Origin of the sequence: Halohasta litorea (assembly GCF_024494645.1) — an archaeon.
Classification (GTDB): domain Archaea; phylum Halobacteriota; class Halobacteria; order Halobacteriales; family Haloferacaceae; genus Halohasta; species Halohasta litorea.
Window position 1 is genome coordinate 333178 of record NZ_JANHDJ010000003.1, and the last position, 21308, is coordinate 354485.

Here is a 21308-nt window from a genome sequence, read left to right on the forward strand (position 1 = left end):
TTAGACCTACGTATCGTTCAGCAGGGAGACGGCGAAATCAGTCGAGGACGGCGGTCTCTCCGAGCGCTGCCGCGCCAAGTTCGAACTGTCGTTCGGAGAGCCGCGTCGTACTGCCGAGGAAACTGTCGACGCCGAGTCTGAACTCCGGCTCCAGTTCGACGAGCGAGCCGCGGACGTGGGCCGGGGTTTCGGCCTCGATAATCGTTTCGACCGCCTCCCGGTGGTCGGGATCGTCGAACGGCCCGGCGTAGACGGCCACCGACTGCTCGCCCGGAAGCGCCGTTTCGTAGGCCTCACTGACTGCCCTCGACTCGATCCCGTCGAGCGCCTGTGGTTCGAGAATACAGAGCCCGTGGTCGACACCTTTTAAATTATCAGATTCGCCCGGGACGAACCGGTCGCCCGGTGGCGTTTCGGGCGGCGAGATATGGCGGAGATAGAGTGCCAGTCGCTCCTGGAGTCCCTCCCTCGTTCCTCGCTTGCGATAGTGCTGTGGTGCCGAGGCCACCAGCTCACGGGTCGCCGCTGTCGGCCAGTCGACCGGCGCATCGGCACCGATCCAGGAGGCGAGCCACGGCAGCGTCTCGCTCGGCACAGCCGCGGGGTCGAAATACCGAGTCACCGTCTCGATCTCGCGTTCGACCCCAGTGAAGACGGTCCCGAACACCGACAAAAACTGTTCAAGGAAGGCCGCCGAGTCGGCATCGTCCTGATACAGTTCGGGCAGATACTGGAGATACGACTGGCGCGGCCAGAACGCACGCAAGGAACTGACGCGTGGCGTCTCGGTCGGACTCCCCACGAGTTCGAGCCGGACTGTGAGATAGCGGCCAGTAGCCTCCGACAACAGCACGTCGGTCGACTGCGGCTCGACGGTCTGCCAGCGATCCGAGAGGGCGGTCTCGACGGCAGCCAGCGCGGCGTCGAGACAGCCACTCACCTCGTCGACAGTGAGTTCGTCGGCGAGGGCTGCCAGTTCGGCCGGGGGAGCAGAGAGCAGTTCCCAGACCGAATCGATCCCCGCCGAGGCCAACAGCGACTCGTCGAGACCAGTCACCGCCGAGAGGGGTTCGTCCAGCGGTGACCGGTCGTCGCTGGCGAGATACGACAGCCGGAGTTGACTGCTTGCAGTCGGCCGATCGCAGCCGACGGTCAGCCGGTGCCACTGGATCGATCCCCCGGCATCGAACTGCCGGTAGGCTCGCCCACGGTAGCGGCCATCAGAGTCCTGTGTGTGGGTGTCGGTCGAATCGAGCCGCAGACAGGAGCCGTCGCCAGTCACGGCATACGAAACGCCAGCAGGGCTCGCGGCCGGTGTTCTGAACACGCGACAGCGACCGTCGAGCCGGTGTCGCTCCAGGACGCTCGACGTCCCGGGGTCGACAGCACCGACGAGAGTCTCGTCACCGGTCGACGTCGAGCCCATCACGAGCAGCGGCGACGATGTTCCCGTCGCGATCTGCGTCGGCATCACCGAGGTCTCGTCCCCATCGGTCGTTTCGAACGTCGACAGCGGGAACGGCCCGGGATCGATGTTTTCCTCGACGGTGCGTTTCCGAATCCGGTGGTTCCGACCGACCGGAATCCGGCCATCGAGGAGTTCGCCCGTGGACGCCTGTTTTTGAACCGGTCTGTGGTCGGCGTGGGCTTCGAGGACGTAGATATCGCCGGTCTCCTCGACGGCCATATCGAGCGGACGGGACAGCGAATCGAATACCGCCTCGACGCCCCCATCGTGCTGTACGGTGAACACAGCCTCGGCTGCGGCATCGAGGAGATACAGTCGGCCGTCGGCAGCGGTGATCGTCACCGGTTCGTCGAGGCCGGTTTCGATAGTACCGATCGACTGTCGAAGCCGCGTGGAGACGACCGCCAGCGTTCCCATCTCGTCGACGACGTAGAGACGCTCGCCGACCACACAGAGCGCCCGCGGCTCGGCGCCGCCATCGGCCCTCCAGAGGCGATCTTCGACCGATCGGCGCTTGTCGTGACGGGAGACGGTTCCTGATTCCTGGAGCGCATACAGCGTCCCGTCGGCATCGACCGTGATATCACGGGCAGTGGGCGACAGCTGGTCGACGGTCAGCGAGGGCTCCGAAGCGAGTTCGATCCCGCCGTCGCGGACGGCGATGTTCCGCCCGGCCCACTGCTGCCAGTCGGTGTCCGTGTGTTCGGTGACTGCTGAAAACTCCATCAGTTGCTTCCCCCGTCACGAACGGTCGACTCGACAGCAATGTGCTCAATATAAAACAGCGAGCCGTCGTCGATCCGAACGGTCCCGTCAGGAGTGACCGAGGCGTCGCCCACCGTCCGAACCGAGAGCTCGTCGACGTGGTCGACTGCCGGAAGCTCCAGGAGCTCCTCGCGGAGCTCGGCGGTCGTCAGCGAGCGGCCGAACGGCCAGCCCTCTCCCTCGAAGCCACGGATCGGGTCGAGATAGGCTTCGAGCCGGGTTTCGATCGCTGACCGGTCGCCGCCACCGGCGTATCGGTCGGTGACGGTCACCGAGACGGAGATATCCAGACCGACGTAGGTCGGCGGGACGACGGCCACGCGATCGGTCAACAGGCGATGGCTGTCGAGCTGTTTCTCGACGGCTTCGCGGAACCCCTCGCTCGGCGTGGGGCGTGTCACATCGGGCGGCGCGTACGGAACGACGACGACCGAGACCGGCGAGGCCGCGTCGGCTGGCACGTCAACGGCGGTCCGAGCGATCCGCAGCCCGGGGGTTCGCTCGGCGAGCTCGGCGTACTCCGACTCGGTCACTGCGCGGTAGGTGGTGTCGAAATCACGCTTGCAGCGATCAATGGCCTCCTCGATCGATTCGCCTCCTCGACCGCCGGTCGCAGCCCCCTTCGGAGAGACGTCGACCTGCTCCAAGAGCCCGTCGTCGAGCCGCTGGTCGCCATCGATGAACCACCAGCTGGCCGTCTCGGGGACGTTGCCATCGGCTCCGCCGCCCGCGATGTACGAGGCGGTCACCGTGGCGTCGACCGGCGGTCGCCGACCGGTTCGGTTATCTCCGAATTCGAGAATCCCTTGCTGGCGGTCAAGCACGTAGTGGCGGTCGGCAGGACCGGACGCATCGAAATCCGCGACTTCGGACCATGGCTCACCGTCGACCGAGACAGTCGCCGACAACACGGGCGCGTGATCGAACTCATATGTTTCGGGAGCCGTACCGGCCACCCCCTCGTTGCAGGGCTCCAGTGTCGCCTCGTGGTGTCGGCGGTGGCTGGCTTCGACGACGTTCAACTCGACGGCATCGAGCTGTGGCGGGATCTCGTAGCCACCGGTCTCGACGCGACACCGGAGCCAGACCAGTCCCGGCTGGTGGCCGAACAGACCACACTCCTGGCTGCCCCACGCTGTCGGCTCCCACGTCGCTGGCCGTTCGAGAGTCACGAAACCGGTCTCGTAGAGGCTGTTTGTGGTATCGCGGCCGACTGCCAACGGCTCCCACTGGGCCTCACGGTCAGCAGGGCGGTAGCCCCGACAGTACTCCCAGACGAGCTCGACCGATGGCTCGAAGGTCGCCGGATCGGACGTCGAGAAGGGCGGGCTCCCAGCCGACGGGTCGGGGAGATCATCGTCGTGGAAATCGACGAAAAGCGAGAGCTCCTCGGCCGATTCGAATGGGTCGCCCGCAAAGCCGAGGGCGAGCACCGATCCAGGAGCGGGATCGTCGCCAAACGCGCGGTAGTGGACGCCGTCGGTCTCGTTGGCATCCGTCTTCGGTTCGTGGCCCTGGTCGTGGTCGGCGACGACCGCAGCGAGGGAGCAGTCGGTCAGTGTCGTCCTGTGGGTCGTCTCGAACGTTTTGAGGGTCCCCGAGCCGTCGTCGACGCGGAGCGGGGTGTTCGCCGGGAGCCGACCGGCCCCTCCCTCGGCGGGCGAGAGATCGAGAACTACCGACGCTGGCTGGGGCGGGGTCGGCCGCACACCGAGTAGCTGGAGGTGTTTTTCCCGGTGGGCGTCGGTGATCTGATCCAACTCGTAGCTGTGGGTCTCGGTCAACCACGCCAGCAGTTCCAGGATCGTGATTCCTGGATCGTGAGGATTGAAATCGGTCCACGCCACGTCCGACGAGGAGATGAGCGTCTGGCCGCGATCGACCAGCTCCTCGTACTCCAGTTCGTCGAGCTGTGGCACGTCGATACTCATTGTCGGCCCCCCAGCTGGACGGAGATCGTGTGCTCGCCGCTACAGACCAGCCCATCGAGCGATAGCTCCGGTGTGGGTGAGCCCTCAGTCAGTCGGTGTCGATTGCCACTCTGCTGAACGGTCGCCGACAGCTCAGTCACAGCCTCGACGCCCGCGACAGAGGAGAGATGCGACTGGAGCGAGGCCGTCGTTGGGAGGTCGCCGAACGCCCAGCCGGTTCCGTCGTCGCCGTCGAGAGGGTGGAGATAGCAGTCCAGCGTCGATTCGAGCTCGGATTTCAGCACCGAGAGACTCGTGTCGCCGGTTGTCTGTACCGTCGCCTCGACCGAGACGGGGGCGTAGTTCGGCCCACGAACCGTGATGCCGGACCCCTCACCGGCGGTGATCCGCGCTGGGGCAGCCTCGCTGACTGCCCGCTCGACGCGCTGTTCGAGCGCCATCGAGGGCATGGGTCGGTCGTCGTTCGAGTCGGGGACAATCAGGAGAGTGATCCAGCCCGGCTGCCGGGTCCCGTCCGGGCCGAGATGCGGCTGGCACTCGACAGTCGCGAGTTTGCGGACGGCCGTGGCTGCGATCTGCTCGAAATCCGACGCCGTAACCGCTCGCCCACGGGTTTTGAGTTCGCCCGCCGCGCGTGTGGCGACCTGTTCGGTCGGCTCGACACCGATCCCGCCGTCGGCTGGTGCAGGGTTGTCGACCGATTCGACCAGCGAGATCGGCGTTTTGAGATCCATGACTGCGCCCGATTCGACGTTTCCGGCCGGACCGCCGCCGGTAGTATATGTCGCCCGAACCGCGTTGCCGTGCGGCGGGATCGCCCCGGCATCGCCGTCGCCGAAGGAGATCCTGCCCGCCGAGCGATCAGGGCGATAGACACGACTGTCGCTACCAGCGCCGACGAAGTTGTCGACGGGCGTCCATCGAACCCAAAACGCCGTGAGTTCGCCCTGATCATCGGTGATTGCGGCAACGCGATCGGGCTGTGTCTCCTGGAGATCGGCCCGCTCGGCCGCCGACAGCGAGTCGGCCTCGTCGACCCAGACCTCGCAGTCGATGAGTGGGCCATAGGCGCAGTCGAACTGCTGGTCGGCCGAGCCGTCGCTCGTCCCGAGAGTCTCGTCTTCGATCGTCCGGGCGTTGTCAGCCCACTGCGTGTTCGGATGGAGTCCCCCAACGACGGGTGGCCGAGCGTCCGCTCGCGGCGACCGACTGCCAGCGGTCGGAGCCGATTGGTGGCTCTCGCCGCGCTCGGTCACAAGCCGATCTTCGGTTACGACAGCCCGAACCCAGTGACACCGTGTTCCGAATCGCTCGTGTTCGACGGTCGGCTCGGGGAACCGAAGCGAGACGATCCCGCTTTCGGTGAACCCACAGGTCCCGTCGTCCACGGGGAGCCGCGACCAGCTGTCGGTCTCGGGGTCCGTACAGTACTCCCACTGAACGCCGGGATCGAACCCTCGGGGATAGCCGGGGTCTGCCAGCGGGACGAAGACCGGAATCGGGCCATCCCGTAGCACGCCATCGAATCCCAGATAGATCGTCTGGCTCGCCTCGGAGAGGCGGTCGAACGGCTGAAACCGGTCTGCCGTCTCCGGCACCGACTCACGGACGCCGTTGTTCTCGGTGACCACGTGGGCAAACGAACTGTCGGTGTGTTCGTACCGAAGCGAGATACCGCCGTACTGTGGCGAGTCGGTGGGATCGAACCCACCGCTGTCGGGATCAGTCACGTCGACCGACGGCTGGCCGTAGCTCCCGCTGACGAGGCGGCCGCGAATCCAGCGTGCCTCGTGTCCCGAGACAGCCGTTGGCGCGATGTCGTCGGGAACGACGAACTGGAGAGTGCCAGCCGCACGGAGGCTGTCGGTGTCGTCCGACTGGACAGGCAACCCGGTCCAACTGGTTCCGTTCCAGTACTCCCAGGAGAGCTCCGGCGGCCCCCCGAGCACCCCGAAATCGACGCCCGAGGAATCACCGTCGACAGAACCGTTTGGCTCGCTGGGAGCCGACGCCGAGTCCGTCGACGAATCGGCCACCGGTGACTCGAACGAGAGGGTAACGAGGGCACCGGGTTTACTGAGCGGTTCACTTGCAGTGAGATAAAACGTCGAAGACGGCTGTGGGAGCCGCCCAAGGGGCCGAATATCGGAATCATCCCCGAAGGAGAGTGGCACGTCGTCGGTGAATCCAGCGTCGGGCGTGAGCCGGTCCCTCTCGGGCGACTGGCCGACCAGTACGCGAACTGACTCGATCTGTGTGGCAAACGGGGCCGATGAAGAGGTATCTACTCGACATCGAATCCACCGTGATTCGATCCCATCGATAGTCGTCGAGACGAACTCGTTCGGAAGCCGAAGGCAGACCGAATACCCCTCGTCGGTCGACTGTTGACGTGTCGAGAGCCGGTCAAGCCGGTGGCGCAGCGACTCCCCGGCGTCACCGTCGGCGATCGCCGATCTGTCGGCGGTCGCTGCGGTGTCGGTCGGGAGGCTGTGCCAGCCCTCTCCCCCGTCCTCGTCGACGCCATAATACTCCCAACAGAGACACGCTTCGAGCACCTGTGGGTCGACCGAACCGCGAAGCTCGATCTCGATGATCGAGCCGGGATCGAGTTCGAGAACCGAGCCGTCGCCGAAATACAGGGCGTGGTGCTGGTGGTTTGGGCCCGCAAACAGTCGCTGCGAGTCGCCGTCGATCGCTGCCTCGTGGCTGACGAGTCGGTCGGTTTCGGGGTCGACGGTATACCACGCCATCGGCGAGGCGGGTGTCGCCTCGAAGCTCCCTTCTTGTGGAATCTCGAATACCGCCGTCTCGTCGTCGGCCGTCGCCGCGACGGCCTGTGTCCCACTCGGAACCGATACGTTTCGGTCGAGATCGGCCGAGACGTCGACCGACAGCGGGAGTCGGGCGGCCTGCGGTGGACGGCGCTGAAAGCCGAGACTGTCGAGAAACGCCGCGCGATGTTTTTCGGGCAGTCGGTTGAGCTGTTGGATCGTCTCGCCGCCGAACTCCGCAGCGATCCGGAGCAACAGGGAGGCCACGTCGGTCGAACTCGACTCCCACCCGTCGACGTAGCTGTCGGCCAGCTCGGTGAGTTCGCCTACGAGCTCCTCCTGGCTCCGGTCGTCGAGCGTCGGCGGCTGGGTCATCCGTCACCTTCCGTCAGATAGAAGGGATACACCATATTCGAGAGGCTGTTGGTGGTTCTGACGTGGTATGCGATCTCGATCAGTACCTTGTTCGGCTCCTCGTCGTCGGTGTGGGCGTCGACTGATTCGATATCGATCCGTGGCTCCCACCGGACCAGCGCCTCTCGGACGCTGCTTTCGATGAGGTTCAGCGTCGACGGCGTCGCGGCCGAAAACAGGTGTTTGTGGATGTCACAACCGAACTCGGGTCGCATGAGTCGCTCGCCCTTCGCGGTGCCCAGAATGATTCGGATCGACTCCTGGATGTCCTCGTCGGCCGACGAGACCGCGACATCGCCCCGACGGTCGGTGCCGACCGGGAAGCGCCAGCCGGTTCCTAAAAACTCCTCGGACATCGTGGATCACCCGATGTGGACCGACGGACAGCCCGACACGATCGTGTTCGGCGGGCCGTTTTCGATCACCTTGTCGCCGAGCCGCGTGGCGGGCAGCTTGTTAATAAATACCGAGCTGCTCCCTTTGAGGACGGAGCCGCCGACGTGCGGGACGACCCCGCTGGTCAGCGGACAGGTGTGGTGATCCAACACCCGCCACGCTGGCTTTTTGCCGATCATCACGTTCGTACTGCATTTTCCGACGAGTGGCGTTCCGTGTGCAGTCCCGTCGCCGAGTCGTGCTGCTGGATTCATGTTAGTTAAGGAATATCATCTTCCCTTTGATATTTAAAATCGCGCCCGCTTCGATCGCCATCGCCATCGTACTATTTATATCGAGTTTGCCCTTGCTCGTCAGGCTCGCCTTCGATTTGCTTGAGAGATCAAGCGACTGCTTCGCGCCGATGTCGACGGTCTTGTCGCCGCGGAGTTTGATCGTCTTGGCTCCCAATTCGAGTGTGTCGGCGGCCTCGATCGAGACCGTATCGGACGACGAATCGAGCCGAATCCGATTCTTGCCGGATTTATCGGCGATTTCGACCTTTTCTTTCCCATCCGCATCGTTGAGTGTGATCGTGTGGCCAGCCTTGGTTTCGATCGTGAGCTGGCCGCCATCGTCACCGTCATCGAACTGGACCCGATGACCCTGCCGGGAGACGATCTCGCGGATGTCGTTGTTCCCGTCGCTGTTCTTCTGTGGGGGTTTTCGGTTGCCGTTCCACAGCGAGCCGATGACGAACGGCTGGTGGACGTCGCCGCCCGCAAAGGCCACGAGGACCTCATCGTTGATCTCCGGCAGGAAGTACGAGCCGTACTGTTTGCCGCTCATTTCCGTCGCGATCCGGGCCCAGTAGCTCTCGTCGTCGGCCTCCCGCCACGGGAACCGGAGCTTTACCCGGCCGAGGTCCTTCGGGTCCTCGTTGTCGGTGACGATCCCGATCCGGACGCCGCTGATCCCGTCGCGGTTCTTGGTCGACCGGTCGAAGATGTCGGCGTGGTCCATCAGGCCACCTCCGTCGCCTCGAAGCTCGTCCGATACCCCGAGCCCCCCATGCGGTGGGTGGCGTTGGTGACGTAGTAGTCGCCGGAGAACCGGCCGCCCAACTCTTCGAGTGTGACAACCTCACCGGCTCGAATCGCGGGGTTGCCATCGGTCTCGCCGTGGCCCTCGATGCGGCCGTCGGCGTGTCGGCTGTGCTTCTTTTCTGCGATCCGTTTGGCTTCGTTTCGTGACATAACTGGTACTCTGAACACTTCGGTGTAGTCGGCGGCGCTACTGCCTGCGGTGGCGACGATCTCCTCTGCGGCTTCGGCATCCCACGACCGAACCTCGACGCGGTGGTCGGACTTGGTGTCGGTGATCTCGGCGTAGAAGTCGTGGAGCGCCTCGCCGTACCAGAGTTCGGCCACCGGTTTGCTGTCGCTCCCGCGGCCGGTCTGTGGCCGAAACCGAACCGTGTCGCGCTCGGCAAAGAACGCGAAGCCGTAGTGGTCGGCCAGCGCCTCCAGAAATCGGTAGTCGCTCTGGTTGTCCTGGATCAGCTTCACGCGCTTGATATCAGCGTCCTGGACGTCGACCGTGCCGAAGGGGTATGACGAGAGGACGTCCTTGACGGCATCACCGACAGTCACATCCTTCCACGACCGGGAGTTCGTCCCGTTCATCAACTGCTTGAGGAGACCGTAGCCGCTGATCGTGACGATCGGCCCCTTGTCGACGGTGAACTCCGAATGGATCGACCGGATCGAGCCGGTCAGAAGCGACGTCAGCGTCCCATCGCCGCCGTACCCCATGGCGATCTCGATGTCGGTGCCGATCTCGAAGGTCGTCCAGTCGAGCCCGCTGAACTCGCCCAACTCCTCGTCGAAGGGGTAGTTCAGCGTAAACGAAAACCGGTCGGCCCCCGACAGCGTGGTCTCGACGACGAGATCGGCGATCCGGCCGCCGGGCTCCTGGAACGTCGTCGACCCCACATCGACCGTAAACCGCGGCGAGTAACGGGGTTGAAGATTGGCACACATGATTACAGTGGGGGTAGTTCCAGCGTCTCACCGGCACTGATCTGCCGGGGGTTTTTGATATCGTTCTGTTCAGCAATCGTCCGCCAGTGGCTCGAATCGCCGTACTCCTCGGCGGCGATCAGCCAGAGCGTGTCGCCTTCGGCGACCGTCCACCGCTTGGTTTTATCAGTCGACTCCGGCGAAACCTCGGATTTGTGGTAGTCCGCAGTTTTGTACTCCGTAAACTGGAGTTGGACACGCGCGCGGATCGGCACGCCGCTCGGCAAGAACTTGGTGAACCGCTTTTCGGCGTGTTCGACCAGGGCCGTAAAATCGATCCCGTCGCCCCAGACGAAGCGACAGACCGGCGGGGCGTGGAGTTCGCCGTCGACCGCCAGCAGCGTGTCGATCATGTCGGTGTACTGCTTGCGGACATCGACGGCCTTCTGGTTGGGATCGGAGCCGTCGAGTTTGTCGGTCGTATCGAAGAACAGTTCCATCGACAGCGTCTCGGCGTTGCCGTCGACGAACTGCATGATCGACGCCCCCGATCCCGTCGCCTTCAGATCGCCGTAGTTGACGCTCTTGCCGACGGTGTACTCGGTGGGGTTGAACTTACAGTCGATGCTGTCGCCCTCGTGTTTGCCGTTGAGGACGAGGATCTGTGCCGTTTCGAGTTTGCCGCTGTGTGTGCCTGCCATTTAGAATCCCGTCCGTTCGCGTTCGATCCGCAGTTTCCGTTCGAGTCGCCGGTAGAGCGTCTCGACGACGCGGTCGACATCGGCGTCGTACGCCAACGACGCCCCGCTGATCGAGTCGCCCAACCCATCGTGTGACCGCCGATCGGGATCTCGTCGAGCGGCAGCCGATCGGACCGATTCCTGGTCGGTTGGTGGGGTGGGCTGCCGGTCGGGCCGCTCGACCGGTTCGAAGGGGTCCGACCGGCTCGTCGTCCGATCGTGGCGATCCGACCGGGGTTGTGGCGTCTCCTGACTGCCTGCACGGCCATCAGTCGCCGTCGACTGCCCCCGCCGGTGGCGGTGGTCAGCGGTGCCACGACTCCCGGCTGCGTCGTGATCCGATTCGGACCCTCGCTGGCTCAGTGGCTTTTTAAATGTCAGCTGCGGTCGGCTGTTTTCTCTGCTGGAGCCGTCCGTTGCTGCCCGTCTCCGGCCGGTATTCTGGCTCTGCGATTCGGTCGACGAACCCGCCCCGATAGCCTGCGTCAGCGACGAGGATCGAGCCGACCGTGGCCGCCGACCAGCGACGCGACTGCTCTCCTGGATTGCAGCATCGGGATTCCGACCGCTATCGCTCGATGCGGTGTTCATCGGACGAGCAGCTGGCACCGACAGCACGGACGCGTCAGGGCCCGTGTCACCCGGTTCGCGGTCGACCAGCGTGGGGGTCGAACCGATAGAGGTGCGCGACAAGCCGTCCGGATCGAGTCGGGACCGAACGGTGGTGTGCGGAGCCGTTCCTGGATAGCTGTCGTCACGGGGAGTCACAGTCCGCAAGACGCCGGTCGCCGATCGAGTCCGCCGTGAACGGTTCGTACCCGGCGAGGAACGATCGGAAGCGATGGCCGTCGACTGTTTAAAAGGCCGATTGAGTACCGAGCGCTTATCCTCCACAACGCCCGTGTCGCTCCGAAGCTGTTCGGAATGCTGTGGGACGGACGCTAAACTCGACGACGGATCGGAGTGTTGACCGCCGGGCGAGTGGTTCCGATGGTGTCGGTGAGACGACGGACCGAGCCCCTCAGTGTGCCACAACCCACCGGCAGATCGTCGCGGTCGGAATCCAGCCGACTCCGAGGGACGAGGGGTTGGTTCGGACTCGCCGCCCACGGCGGTCGACTGTCGTAATCGGTGGATCGGTCGATCGATCGGCTGCGAAAGCCACGACAGAGTGGCGGGTGGCGAATCGGGAGCAACCGAACGGCCAGCCACGTCCTGTCGCGTCGGCAGTCGAGACTGGTCGACGTCGGTCTCGGCGGTCCGTGTAGATTGGCGGACAACGGCCAACGCAGGTGGAGTGATGTCCGAGACATCCGAACTGCTCGCGGGAGGGGCGATACCGGTCGTCTGCGGGGTCGTGACGGTTGGTTCGGTGTCGGTACGGAGGGGCCGTCGAGCGAGCGACGACAGTAACTGATGGCGGTCGGCACTCTGGCTCGGCTCCAGGACCGACTGCTGTCGAGGGGCAACCGGTCGGCTGGCAGTTGGATCACTGTCACGGGCTGTCGGTCCCGTGTCGTTGGTAGCGGTCAGGGGATGGCGAGAGACGACCGCCGACTGCCGGAGCGAATGCCTCGGTGATCTCGGCGACGCAGAACCGGCCACAGACTCCTCCGTCTCGGTCGGTGGCGCTGGTGCTGCCGAATCGGCGTGCCCAAGCGGAGCGAGACGGCCAGCAACTCTCGGGGACGGAACCGCACGGGAAGCCGCAACGGGACGAGACCGAGCCGTCGTCACAGCAGTTGTCTCTGGCGTGGCAGTCAGACCGGTTTGTGAGCCAGTCGGGAGCCGACTTTCAGCGATCCGATCCACCGACGCAGAGAGTCCCGACCGGGACCGAACTGTCGGCGAGTCCTGATCCGACGGTGAGGGATTCGGTCGTGTGGCGCGACAGGAGAGAGTCGGCCGACGGCTGGCTGTCGAAACCCCATCGGAGAGCGTGGGAGCGAGTGTTGTCGGTGAGCCACCGGTGAGCTCCGGGTTGTGAGTGGGCCACGACCGGTCACTGCCACCAGCTGGCGGCTGTACAGCAGTCAGCGTCGGCTGGGAACGGGAGTCAGGGTGTTGTCGAGGTGGCTTTGTAAATCGGAGGGAGCTGGCTGTCACCGGCCATCGAGAGATGTGCACGGAGTCGACGCCCCGGGAGTCAGCCGATGGATCGCTTGCCGCGAGCGGAGCAAGCGAGATGTGGGACGCTCGGTGTGGTTGAGGGGTAGGTTCGATGCGGGGCCGCATCGGTTCTGGCTGTCGCTGGAGGGTAGCCACCGCTGAGTAAGAGTCGGTGGGGGTCCACGAGCGAGCCGACGGCTGCAGTCGGCGTGGCTGCCGGGACTGCTGTGAGGGGAGCGACGACGAGTCGTGTGGATGATCAATCCGACTGATAGCGACAGAACTAGCGGGGCCACGATCCTGCCTCTGTGATCGGTGGATCTGAGACAAACGATCCGAAACCGGACGAGACCGAGCGGCTGCGTCGGTAGCTGTGGAGGCTCCAGGAGCATCGGCCGTGAGCGCGGTTTGCAGTGCCAACACTGTCCCCCGAGTGTGTTTTCGGGACGGGCGCCGCTGGCTGTCCGTCGAACGACCGGCGGCAGCCGGTTGCTCCGGCCGTGATGGAACTGTGTTCGCGGGGCGGCGGCGACCGTGAGAATCTACCGTCGTGAGGGTAGCCTGCTTGTGAGCCGACGGTACCGCTGTGTCGGCGGGCGCAAACACCCGGTCAGTGTGGAATCGTCGACCGCTAGACGGATCGCCCCGACCTCTGGGACCCACACTGCTCGCCACAGAAACAACGGGGGCGAGCACACGCGTGGGGACGACAGGAGAGGGTAAGCGGTGCCGACCAGCTGGCTGGTGCCAAGGGCGATTGTCCTCACGAGAAGGAGAGAGTAGTTCCCCCGCCTCTGTGGCTGGTCGGCGGTCGATGCTTGCTGTCGATCGGGTCAGAGTGTGATCGACCGAACCAGTGTCGATGACAAAATCGACGCCACTCACCGTGAGTAGGCCGAACGTATTCGTCGAAAACCGACCGGCGGTTCGCACCGTGAAAGGATCACGTGTAGTCGAAGACTGGCCGATCGGTCTTGTGGAAAGATCGGACATCCGCGGCTGTGTGGTGGACGCTACAATCGGTCTCTGTGTGAGATTGGGGTCTCCACGAGGTGGGCCGAAATCCGAGCGTGCGGCGTCGGCAGTGATCGGTGGGGATCGGGCCGAGCCGACTGCAGAGTGGATTGGGCGGGACGAATCCGATGCCCGCCGAGGCTGCGGTGTTTGTGCTTGGGGAGATTGTTCGGGTGTGGGGAACCATCTCCTGGTTGTCAGCAACCCCGAAGCACGGGATGATACCGAGGTGGTGCCACCAACTCGAAGCGGTGGCTCACTGTCGGCAGTGGCTGCTCTGCTGCGTGCTGCTGGCTGTGTCGTCGGCGCCGACCGTGTCGCGCTGTTCGGCGAGGAGCGGGCCGCTGGTTGCGACTGCGTCGAGTGTTGGTCAGCAGCCGCCGGCCATCCTGTCGCGGCTCTAACGGAGACAGCTGACTGGGTGGTGTGTAACTGGACAGTATCGACGGAAGGCTGTCCGTGATCGACCGCGGCCGCGGCGTGGCGCAGGGACTGCTCAGACTCAGACCGATCATGAAACCCGTGCGTACGCGATTCGAATATATCGGTGTCGACAAAGCCGTCAGCCGTGATGACCGAGCCGGATAACCCACCCAAATGGGAAGGCCTGTCTTGCTCAACGGATCGATAGCGGAGGTCACGCCGCGGTCGGTGGGGACGACTCGCTGGTTGCGAACCCACCCACCCTGCAGTCCCAGAGTCCGCGGTGTGAGTGTCGGGGGCTGGCTGAGCCGAGTCAGTGAGCGACACCGATGGCTGCGGGTGAGTCCTAACAGACAGCCGATGTGCGGTCGACTGTCCAGGAGCGGTTCGTCTCGGTCGGTGAGGAACGGGTGGCCATGTTGGCCGATCCTGGACGGATAGTCGAACGGTCGGCGAGGCGTCTGTCGACCGGTTTGCCAGCGGTGGTGATTGGTGTTTCTGGCCGGTTTGATGGGGGAAATCCATCGTCGAGGAGCTGCGGGGAGACAACCGATGGAGTGTTGGGATCGTAGTGTCGGCGACACGTGGCGGACGGTCGTGGTCGGCCGCAACAGTGGATCGATCCTGGAGTGCTGACGACACGTCCGGAGAACCATCCGATGGGCTGTCAAACGGTGTCTCGGTCGGGGCGTCGGCATGTGGATGACGAAACGTGAGCGTCACCGGACTGCTGTGGCGCGCGAGGCCGAACCCGAGCAGGCCAGTGAACGATCCGCGATCAGTAGGTAGTCCAGCAGTCACACGGCTTTCGGCGCTCAACACCGTGTCGAACGATGTCGAGACAGTGTCGATACCGCCGGTTCGGCGACCGGCGGCAGTCTCGTGAGAGGGGTCGGTGACACGGATCGACTGCAGCCGTCTGTCGAGCGGTGAGTCCGCACCCGATCGATGACTGCCGGTCACGGCCGCTCGACCCCCCGAGTGACCCCGGCAGATCGGAGCGAGCCGCCGATCGGTCGTCTGGAATCAGGTCGATACATACAGAGCTGTTAGGATACGTTGGCCAGCATCCCACATTTAAAATTTCGTGCCGGGAGGCGGTCCAGCGGGCAGTGGGTAGCGATCCGGTCAAGGGTGATTAGCTATCGGTCGTGCGGTCGACCGTCGTCTCACGATCGGTGACCGGAACGACCTCTTCACGCTGCCGTGAGTCGATCAACACTGGCCCGACGTGGTAGACGGCCGACGGTTGGAAGGCGGCCTCGGGAACCGTCGACCAGAGCCCCGAGAGCTCGTCGATCGAGGCGTTCACCAGCGAAATCTGCAGTTCGAGCTCCGGATCCAGCGAGCCAGCGAGCTGATCGCCGGTCAAAACGGCGTTGTCGTGGAACGTCTGCATCGCCAACCCCAGTATCCGTTGTTGTTCGACTGTTGCCGCAGCCCCGTCATCGGTGCTACCCGGATAGGCGGTCACGAGATAGTAGAGATCCAACGCGAGCGGCGGCTCTTGGGAGACGGTTGGGTCTCCAGTATGGCGAGCCGCCTCGGTGTTTTTCATTGCGGCGTTCTCCTCGACCCGATACAATGACAGCGACAGCCGGGTCTCGGAGTCCGTACTCACTTCATCGGGGGCAACCAGCGAAACCGCCTTGCCGTCCATCGAAAATACGTCGTCGCGGGCGGCAAACCGATCCCGAAGCAACCCACGCAGCGTCTCGCTCACATCCGCTATTGCGGTGTACGAAGCCATATACGTCGGTTAGCGTGTGCGCTTCCTAGCAATCAAGACAGTTATCGAACAGATCATGGTGACGAATGTGTGTCCGACACGGATATACCTTTCACTAGTACAGTATTTTAAATACGATAACCAATCCAAAGCGGCACAAATGCTCCTCGCGCGTCTCAAAAAGAGCGGACGAAAATACGCTGCAAAGTATCTCCGGCTGACGCTCCTGTCGCTGGTTGTCGCCGCCGTTGTGACAGCCGTTATCAGTGCAGTCGGGAATCCACGCCAGATTTCAGTGCTTCCCGAACGCCTCGGCCCGCCGCTCGTGGGAGTCTTCATACAGGTACTCGTCGTATGTTTCGTGGGTGGGTTGATTATCCGTCTGGTCAGCGCCCACAGTGCTGATCTTAAGCAGGCCTGGAACGAGCGGATCGGTGGTCCACTCGTCGACCGGTGGACCGGACTGGCACGACGAACCAGGGCCATCATCACGGGGGTGGCGACAGCAGTCGTCGCCGGGACCGCTGCCGCAGTCGCAGGGGTCGTCTACCCGGTCCCGCTGTCGCTGATCGGGGCCGTCGCGCTGTTCGCATGGCCAGTGGGAACCTACTGGTCGCTTCGACGGCAGTCGACCGCCGAGTCCGCAAACATCGGCAAGTCGGTCGTCGTCCGAAGTCGGTATGCCGACCTTCGACAGCAGGAAACGCGGACGGTTGCCCTGTTGGGTGGCTTCCTGATCGCGGCAGCCACCGGTACCGGACTGTGGCTGTTAGGTGTCGACACCGCAGCGACAGCCGGGATCGCCGGACTCGTCTGGCTGGTGGCCACAGTGATCGTCTACAACCGATACGAGACGATACTCACCGAACGAACAGCGCTCGCTATCGTTGCCACAACGACCACGACCGAAAGCGACGGGCTCGAACTCATGATCAAAAACCGGGGCGAAGAGACGGTCGACCTCACGAACCCGACACTCGAAGACACGACGCACGAACGCTACCGGATCGAACGACAGTTCACGCTCCAACCAGGAGGGTGTGCCACGATTCAACTCCCGGCGTCGTTCACGTGGTCGACGACGACTGCGGAACGAACGCTCCCACTGGGCTACACGCTCGACCGGAGTCAAGCGGTCCCGATCGTCTACACCCAACAAGGGACAGCCTTCGAACTCCAACACGACGGCCAAACCGAGGAGAACACAGCATGGGCCGGGAGCGACGAGACGTACACACCGGAGCCGACGACCGTCTCGAACGGAGCCCACAGCCAGGATTAGGAACCGGATCGGGGGCGAATCGAGGCCGTTTCGGAGCAGAGCTTAGTAATCGTTATACGGCGGCTGTCCATTGGCTGAATTATGCAACGACGCGCTGTGGCAGTGTATGTCGCGTTCTTCGTGCTCATCGCGGCAGCGTCATACACGCTTCTCGCGACGGCCGAAGAGCCGACAATCACGCTCGAAAATGCCGAGTACGAGCTCTCACAGAACGATACGTTCAGTGTGGGTGGCCAACAGTACACTGTAACCAGTATCGAGGAGGGTGAGGACGGCAGTGGATCGGGAACCCTCGAATGGACTGAAACTGACGTCGAGATGACCGAGACGTGGGCCAACGAGTCGACGGTCGAAATCGGTGGCACCGAGTGGACGGTGCTGATCGAGGGCGACGCGGCGAACGCCACCTCGTTCACCTTCGAGGAGGTCGTCGATCGACAGGCGATCCTCGAAGACGATCCGGACGTGCTCAATGAAACCCAAGAGGTCGACGGCGAGGAGTACGTTGTCGACCAGTCGAGTGGGGAAAACGACCTCATCCCGGCCGAGGAGTACTTCGGTGCACCGGCCACACAGACCGCCAGCGTTGGCGATAGCTTCACCTACAACGATCAGACGGTGACCGTCGACGAGATTGGAGCTAATGGCGTCACTGTGGCGTGGACCCAAGATCAGACGAACACGATCGACCTCGCCCACGAGGGGACGAGTGAACTCGCCGACGACAACGAGTATCTGGTCTTCTTCCCCGGTGACGGGACCGTAATGTTGACACAGGACACCTCAAGCTACGATGCACAGGTCGAAGCCCAACAGGAGTTCTCCGAGCGACAAACCGGATTCCGGTGGACGACGTTCACCTCGCTGCTGTTCGCACTGTCGCTGATCGCGTTCGCCTTCCTGCCATCGCGGTACTAAACGGCGGTAGCTACAACCGGCTCACAGTTCCGGGTGGCGCTCGGCGAGGCCGTCCCGCCAGTCGACGCCCACCGGTTCGTGTGTGACCGTATACCCCTCTGCAGTGCGTTCGATATCCGAAATACTGACCAGCTGGAGCGGCATCTCCTGTTTCGTCATCACCGAGAACTCGTAGTGGTCGGCCTCATATTCGAATGATTCGCCGTCAGCACGGCGGTCCGCAACGAACTGTTCGTGTGACCGGAGCCGGTCAGCAACGATGCGGTCTGTTACTGCAGAGATACCTTCGACGCGCTCGGCGAAGGCGGATTCGAACCCCGAATCAAGTTCCTTGCCGACCGAGTTCCGCCCGGCGGCCATTGCGGCGAGTGTCGTGGTTCCAGTCCCCCAGAACGGATCGAAGACGGTGTCGCCGTACACTGAGTACATATTGATAAGCCGGTACGGAATGGTGATCGGGTAGGCCGCAGATCGATCTCGCTCTTCGGTTCCGGTGAGCTGTTGATGTCGACCGGTGATCCCCGTCCAGAGGTCGCTGAACCACTCGTTTCGCTCCTCCCAAAAGTAGGCTGCCGTATACCGCCGATCGGCGTTCGGCTCGAAGGTACGGGAGTCGGTGCCGTTTCTGAACACTAAGAGGTGTTCGTGCTCGAGTGTGGCGTAGGCGTTCGGCGGCAACATACCCGAGCCCATGAACTTGGCGGCGCTGTTGGTCGGCTTCCGCCAGAGAATCGACGGCAGCGGCTCGAACCCCAGCTCGTCGAACGCCGAGACGATACGGGCGTGGTTCTGATACCGACGAAACGAGCCATCGAGGCTGCGCGTGGCATCGCCGATATTGATACAGGCGATACCGCCGTCGACGAGAACATCCCGAAGCTCTTCCCACACAGAATCGAGTGCCGTGTGCATCGCCTCGAAGGCTGCACGGCCGCGGCCAGCAGCGAGATAGCCTTCGATCGTCGGATCGAGCGAGCCGAACAGCTCGTCCCACATTTCGATCATGGGATACGGCGGTGAGGTGACTACGAGGTCGACCGAATTCGAGTTGAGACGATCGAGCGACCGGGAGTCACCGATATGGACGCGGTGGTCCGTTTCCATTGGGCGTACCTCTTCCGTGCCGAGTAAAACCCCTTGGCACTGGTTCGCACTCTGTGATAATTACCGGCAGGCTACCGATAGAAGGGACTGTCTACCGATGGCCCTAGACATCGAAGCCGCTGGCGTCGTCCTCTTCGAGCATCCGCTCGGCTTCGTCGACCGATTCAGCCTGCTCGCCGTTGTAGCCGACATCCCGCGACCGCCGCTCGAAGGCGTTGACGACCACTTGGTTGGTATCACCGTCGATGACACGGATCGCCCGATTTAACCCCATCTCCTTGAGTTCGCCCTGTGCGACCTTGATCGGTTTGGCAGCCTCCGGCGATGGGGGTCGAAAGCCCGACAGATCGTTGATGATGTCGAAGCCCGACTGGAGTTTCTCGGCCTCCGAGAGCGTTTTGTCGGCTGCGTCCTGCATCTCATCGGCGTCGACGCGGCCAGTGATATCGAGGTAGAGCCTGTTGTGCGACGTGTCAGCCCGAATATCGAACATACTAACGAATAACACGGGAGATACGCACATTATACTTCGGTCATTTGTATCAAATACAATATTTAGGGAAGATCAACAAAACGGGCACGATGGGACTCCCGCAAGCGACCGCAGTGAACCGGGGAGAAAATCGTATCCGTGAGGGAACAAGGTGACTGAACGGGCACGATGGGGTCCGGTTCTTTCGGGGGTTGACACTCGATTAGTAGCGTTCATGGTTTTCATAGGTCAGGAAGCAGGTTGCTGCGCTGTTCGGCCTGTTCGCGGTCGGAACGGCGGTCATAGTGCCGATCGAGGATGTCCTCGCTCGCGTTGAGCCGGTCTTTCACGACTCGCCGCGGAACGTCCTCACGTCGGTAGTACGTGACGCGCCCGCTGCGGAGATCGTGGGGCGACCGTGACGAGGGGCATTTACTCGCGTGATCGAACTGCGTAGCCTCACACTCGGAAATCTCGCGGTCGTGAGGACAGTCCTCACCGTACCAGCAGGGACGGGTCACCCGATACAGGGTCTTCCTGAGGGTGTTCCCCGCAGGGCGACCGTGCTTCGTCGTGATCAGGGGCTCCCGCCCATGCTCGTCGGTCACGTCGTCGCGGTGGTACTCGATGTAGTCCGAGATGTAGCGAGCAGCTTTCTCGCTAATCCGGTTCCATCGAGTTCCTTTGTCCTGATTCTTGAGCGGCGTCCCGGTCTTGGGTCGGTGAACGAACTGGATCGCCGGGCCGGAGACGCGAGGGTGCGAACCGTCGAGATCGAGATCGCGGAGATCGAGACCTCGAACAGCACCCGTTCGGGCTCCGGTTCGCCACAGCAGCATCACGATGATGTGGTCTCGTGACGCCGGGTGCGCCTTCTCCAGATAGTCAAGAATCTGAACCGCGCGTTCGGGTTTCAGTGTCGATTCAGACACGTCTTCGCCGTTCTTCATCAGCGGTAGCGTGAGCTGTTCGTACAGCTCTGGATCTACGGCGTCGATGTTCGCCGCGAAGCGGAGGAACCGCCGCAGGGTAGCGAGTTGGCTTTTCAGCGTGACCAGCTTGATCGCCTCTCGTCCGTCACCGTGACCTTCGCGCCGCCACGTCCGGTAGCGGTAGAGATCCCGACCCGACAGCTCGTTCAGGTTCTCGATCTCGTGTTCATCGCAGTACTGGATGAACGCGCGAAGCCGGTGTTTCTCGCTTTTGCGTGTCGAAGCTGCGTGTTCGTCACGCATCGCTTCATGGTACATCTGGACCGCCTCGATCGGCGAGATCGGATCGAGCCCAGTCATCGGTCACCGTTGACGAACGCGAGTGACAGCCGGTCACTCTCCGAGCCGCAGGCGGGGCAGGTCGACACGTTCTCGCCTGTCAGCACCGAGCAGTCCGGGCAGATGTACAGCCGGTCGCTACTGCTCATGGATCACTCCGTTCAGTCTGATCCGGTAGAAATCGAGCACACCGGCTACAGATAGGTTCGGACCGCTTGGCGTCGAGACCGTCGGCGTAGTTCTCGCAGTACGAACAGGTCCCGTCGGAGTTTTCACTCAGCGTTACGTCTGACCGTCTGGGGTTGGCTAACCCCGTGTTGGTTCCGATCATGGCTTAGAGCCGGAACCACCTCTGGGCCAACGCTGCAACGTTGGCCCTTCTTCACTACCCGACAATTCATCACTAAGCTACTGGGTAGCTCCGCGTTTCTCATTACATATCAGCGGGACTTAATTGTTGCGTCTAATTAGTAACGTCCAGTTGGTTGCCTGAGTATG

General features: G+C 63.1%; 17 protein-coding genes. 3 read left to right on the top strand and 14 right to left on the bottom strand.

Features of this window, described 5'->3' with window-relative positions; all coding sequences use genetic code 11:
• Nucleotides 1-37 precede the first annotated feature (37 nt).
• From cis12 to NO877_RS10075, 9 genes are read right to left on the bottom strand one after another with little or no spacing between them, the layout of a single operon-like run.
• A complete protein-coding gene (cis12, locus tag NO877_RS10035) occupies nt 38-2194 on the bottom strand; it encodes a CIS12 family contractile injection system protein (RefSeq protein WP_256396203.1) in 2157 nt (718 codons plus the stop codon).
• Nucleotides 2194-4164: a putative baseplate assembly protein gene (locus NO877_RS10040; RefSeq protein WP_256396204.1), complete on the bottom strand. Its 1971-nt coding sequence runs from the start codon at nt 4162-4164 to the stop codon at nt 2194-2196. Before NO877_RS10040 ends, cis12 begins: the two co-directional genes overlap by 1 nt.
• The gene (locus NO877_RS10045) at nt 4161-7313 is read right to left on the bottom strand and encodes a baseplate J/gp47 family protein (protein ID WP_256396205.1); all 3153 of its coding nucleotides are present in this window, start codon (nt 7311-7313) and stop codon (nt 4161-4163) included. The genes NO877_RS10040 and NO877_RS10045 overlap by 4 nt, the downstream gene beginning before the upstream one ends.
• Complete coding sequence (locus NO877_RS10050; protein ID WP_256396206.1) at nt 7310-7708, bottom strand: GPW/gp25 family protein; 399 nt, start codon at nt 7706-7708, stop codon at nt 7310-7312. The genes NO877_RS10045 and NO877_RS10050 overlap by 4 nt, the downstream gene beginning before the upstream one ends.
• 6 nt (nt 7709-7714) lie before the next feature.
• On the bottom strand, nt 7715-8002 hold the full coding sequence (locus tag NO877_RS10055) for a PAAR domain-containing protein (RefSeq protein WP_256396207.1): 288 nt from the start codon (nt 8000-8002) through the stop codon (nt 7715-7717).
• Nucleotide 8003: 1 nt separating this feature from the next.
• On the bottom strand, nt 8004-8750 hold the full coding sequence (locus NO877_RS10060; RefSeq protein WP_256396208.1) for a phage baseplate assembly protein V: 747 nt from the start codon (nt 8748-8750) through the stop codon (nt 8004-8006).
• Nucleotides 8750-9769, bottom strand: a complete 1020-nt coding sequence (locus tag NO877_RS10065; protein WP_256396209.1) for a phage late control D family protein — start codon at nt 9767-9769, stop codon at nt 8750-8752. The genes NO877_RS10060 and NO877_RS10065 overlap by 1 nt, the downstream gene beginning before the upstream one ends.
• Nucleotides 9770-9771: 2 nt before the next feature.
• Entirely contained in the window at nt 9772-10449 is a 678-nt protein-coding gene (locus NO877_RS10070; RefSeq protein ID WP_256396210.1) for a CIS tube protein, read from the bottom strand.
• Complete coding sequence (locus NO877_RS10075) at nt 10450-11256, bottom strand: hypothetical protein (protein ID WP_256396211.1); 807 nt, start codon at nt 11254-11256, stop codon at nt 10450-10452. It lies immediately after the preceding gene.
• 648 nt (nt 11257-11904) lie between these two features.
• Here NO877_RS10075 and NO877_RS10080 point away from each other — a divergent pair.
• Nucleotides 11905-12069: a hypothetical protein gene (locus tag NO877_RS10080; RefSeq protein WP_256396212.1), complete on the top strand. Its 165-nt coding sequence runs from the start codon at nt 11905-11907 to the stop codon at nt 12067-12069.
• 3103 nt (nt 12070-15172) lie between these two features.
• On the opposite strand, the gene NO877_RS10085 is transcribed toward NO877_RS10080, so the two are convergent.
• Nucleotides 15173-15757, bottom strand: a complete 585-nt coding sequence (locus NO877_RS10085) for a Pvc16 family protein (RefSeq protein ID WP_256396213.1) — start codon at nt 15755-15757, stop codon at nt 15173-15175.
• Between the two features lie 166 nt (nt 15758-15923).
• Between NO877_RS10085 and NO877_RS10090 the strand changes: the two genes are divergently transcribed.
• Together NO877_RS10090 and NO877_RS10095 are read left to right on the top strand one after the other, a co-directional pair.
• On the top strand, nt 15924-17045 hold the full coding sequence (locus tag NO877_RS10090; protein WP_256396214.1) for a hypothetical protein: 1122 nt from the start codon (nt 15924-15926) through the stop codon (nt 17043-17045).
• Between the two features lie 81 nt (nt 17046-17126).
• Nucleotides 17127-17963 (top strand): hypothetical protein, encoded by an 837-nt coding sequence (locus tag NO877_RS10095; RefSeq protein WP_256396215.1) that lies wholly within the window; start codon nt 17127-17129, stop codon nt 17961-17963.
• A gap of 21 nt (nt 17964-17984) precedes the next feature.
• Here the strand turns inward: NO877_RS10095 and NO877_RS10100 are convergent, their stop codons facing one another.
• From NO877_RS10100 to NO877_RS10115, 4 genes are all read right to left on the bottom strand, one after another.
• Complete coding sequence (locus NO877_RS10100) at nt 17985-19067, bottom strand: DNA-methyltransferase (protein WP_256396216.1); 1083 nt, start codon at nt 19065-19067, stop codon at nt 17985-17987.
• Nucleotides 19068-19170: 103 nt separating this feature from the next.
• Complete coding sequence (locus NO877_RS10105; RefSeq protein WP_256396217.1) at nt 19171-19560, bottom strand: hypothetical protein; 390 nt, start codon at nt 19558-19560, stop codon at nt 19171-19173.
• 221 nt (nt 19561-19781) lie between these two features.
• On the bottom strand, nt 19782-20831 hold the full coding sequence (locus tag NO877_RS10110) for a tyrosine-type recombinase/integrase (protein WP_256396218.1): 1050 nt from the start codon (nt 20829-20831) through the stop codon (nt 19782-19784).
• Nucleotides 20828-20959: a hypothetical protein gene (locus tag NO877_RS10115; RefSeq protein WP_256396219.1), complete on the bottom strand. Its 132-nt coding sequence runs from the start codon at nt 20957-20959 to the stop codon at nt 20828-20830. Before NO877_RS10115 ends, NO877_RS10110 begins: the two co-directional genes overlap by 4 nt.
• Between the last annotated feature and the right edge of the window lie 349 nt (nt 20960-21308).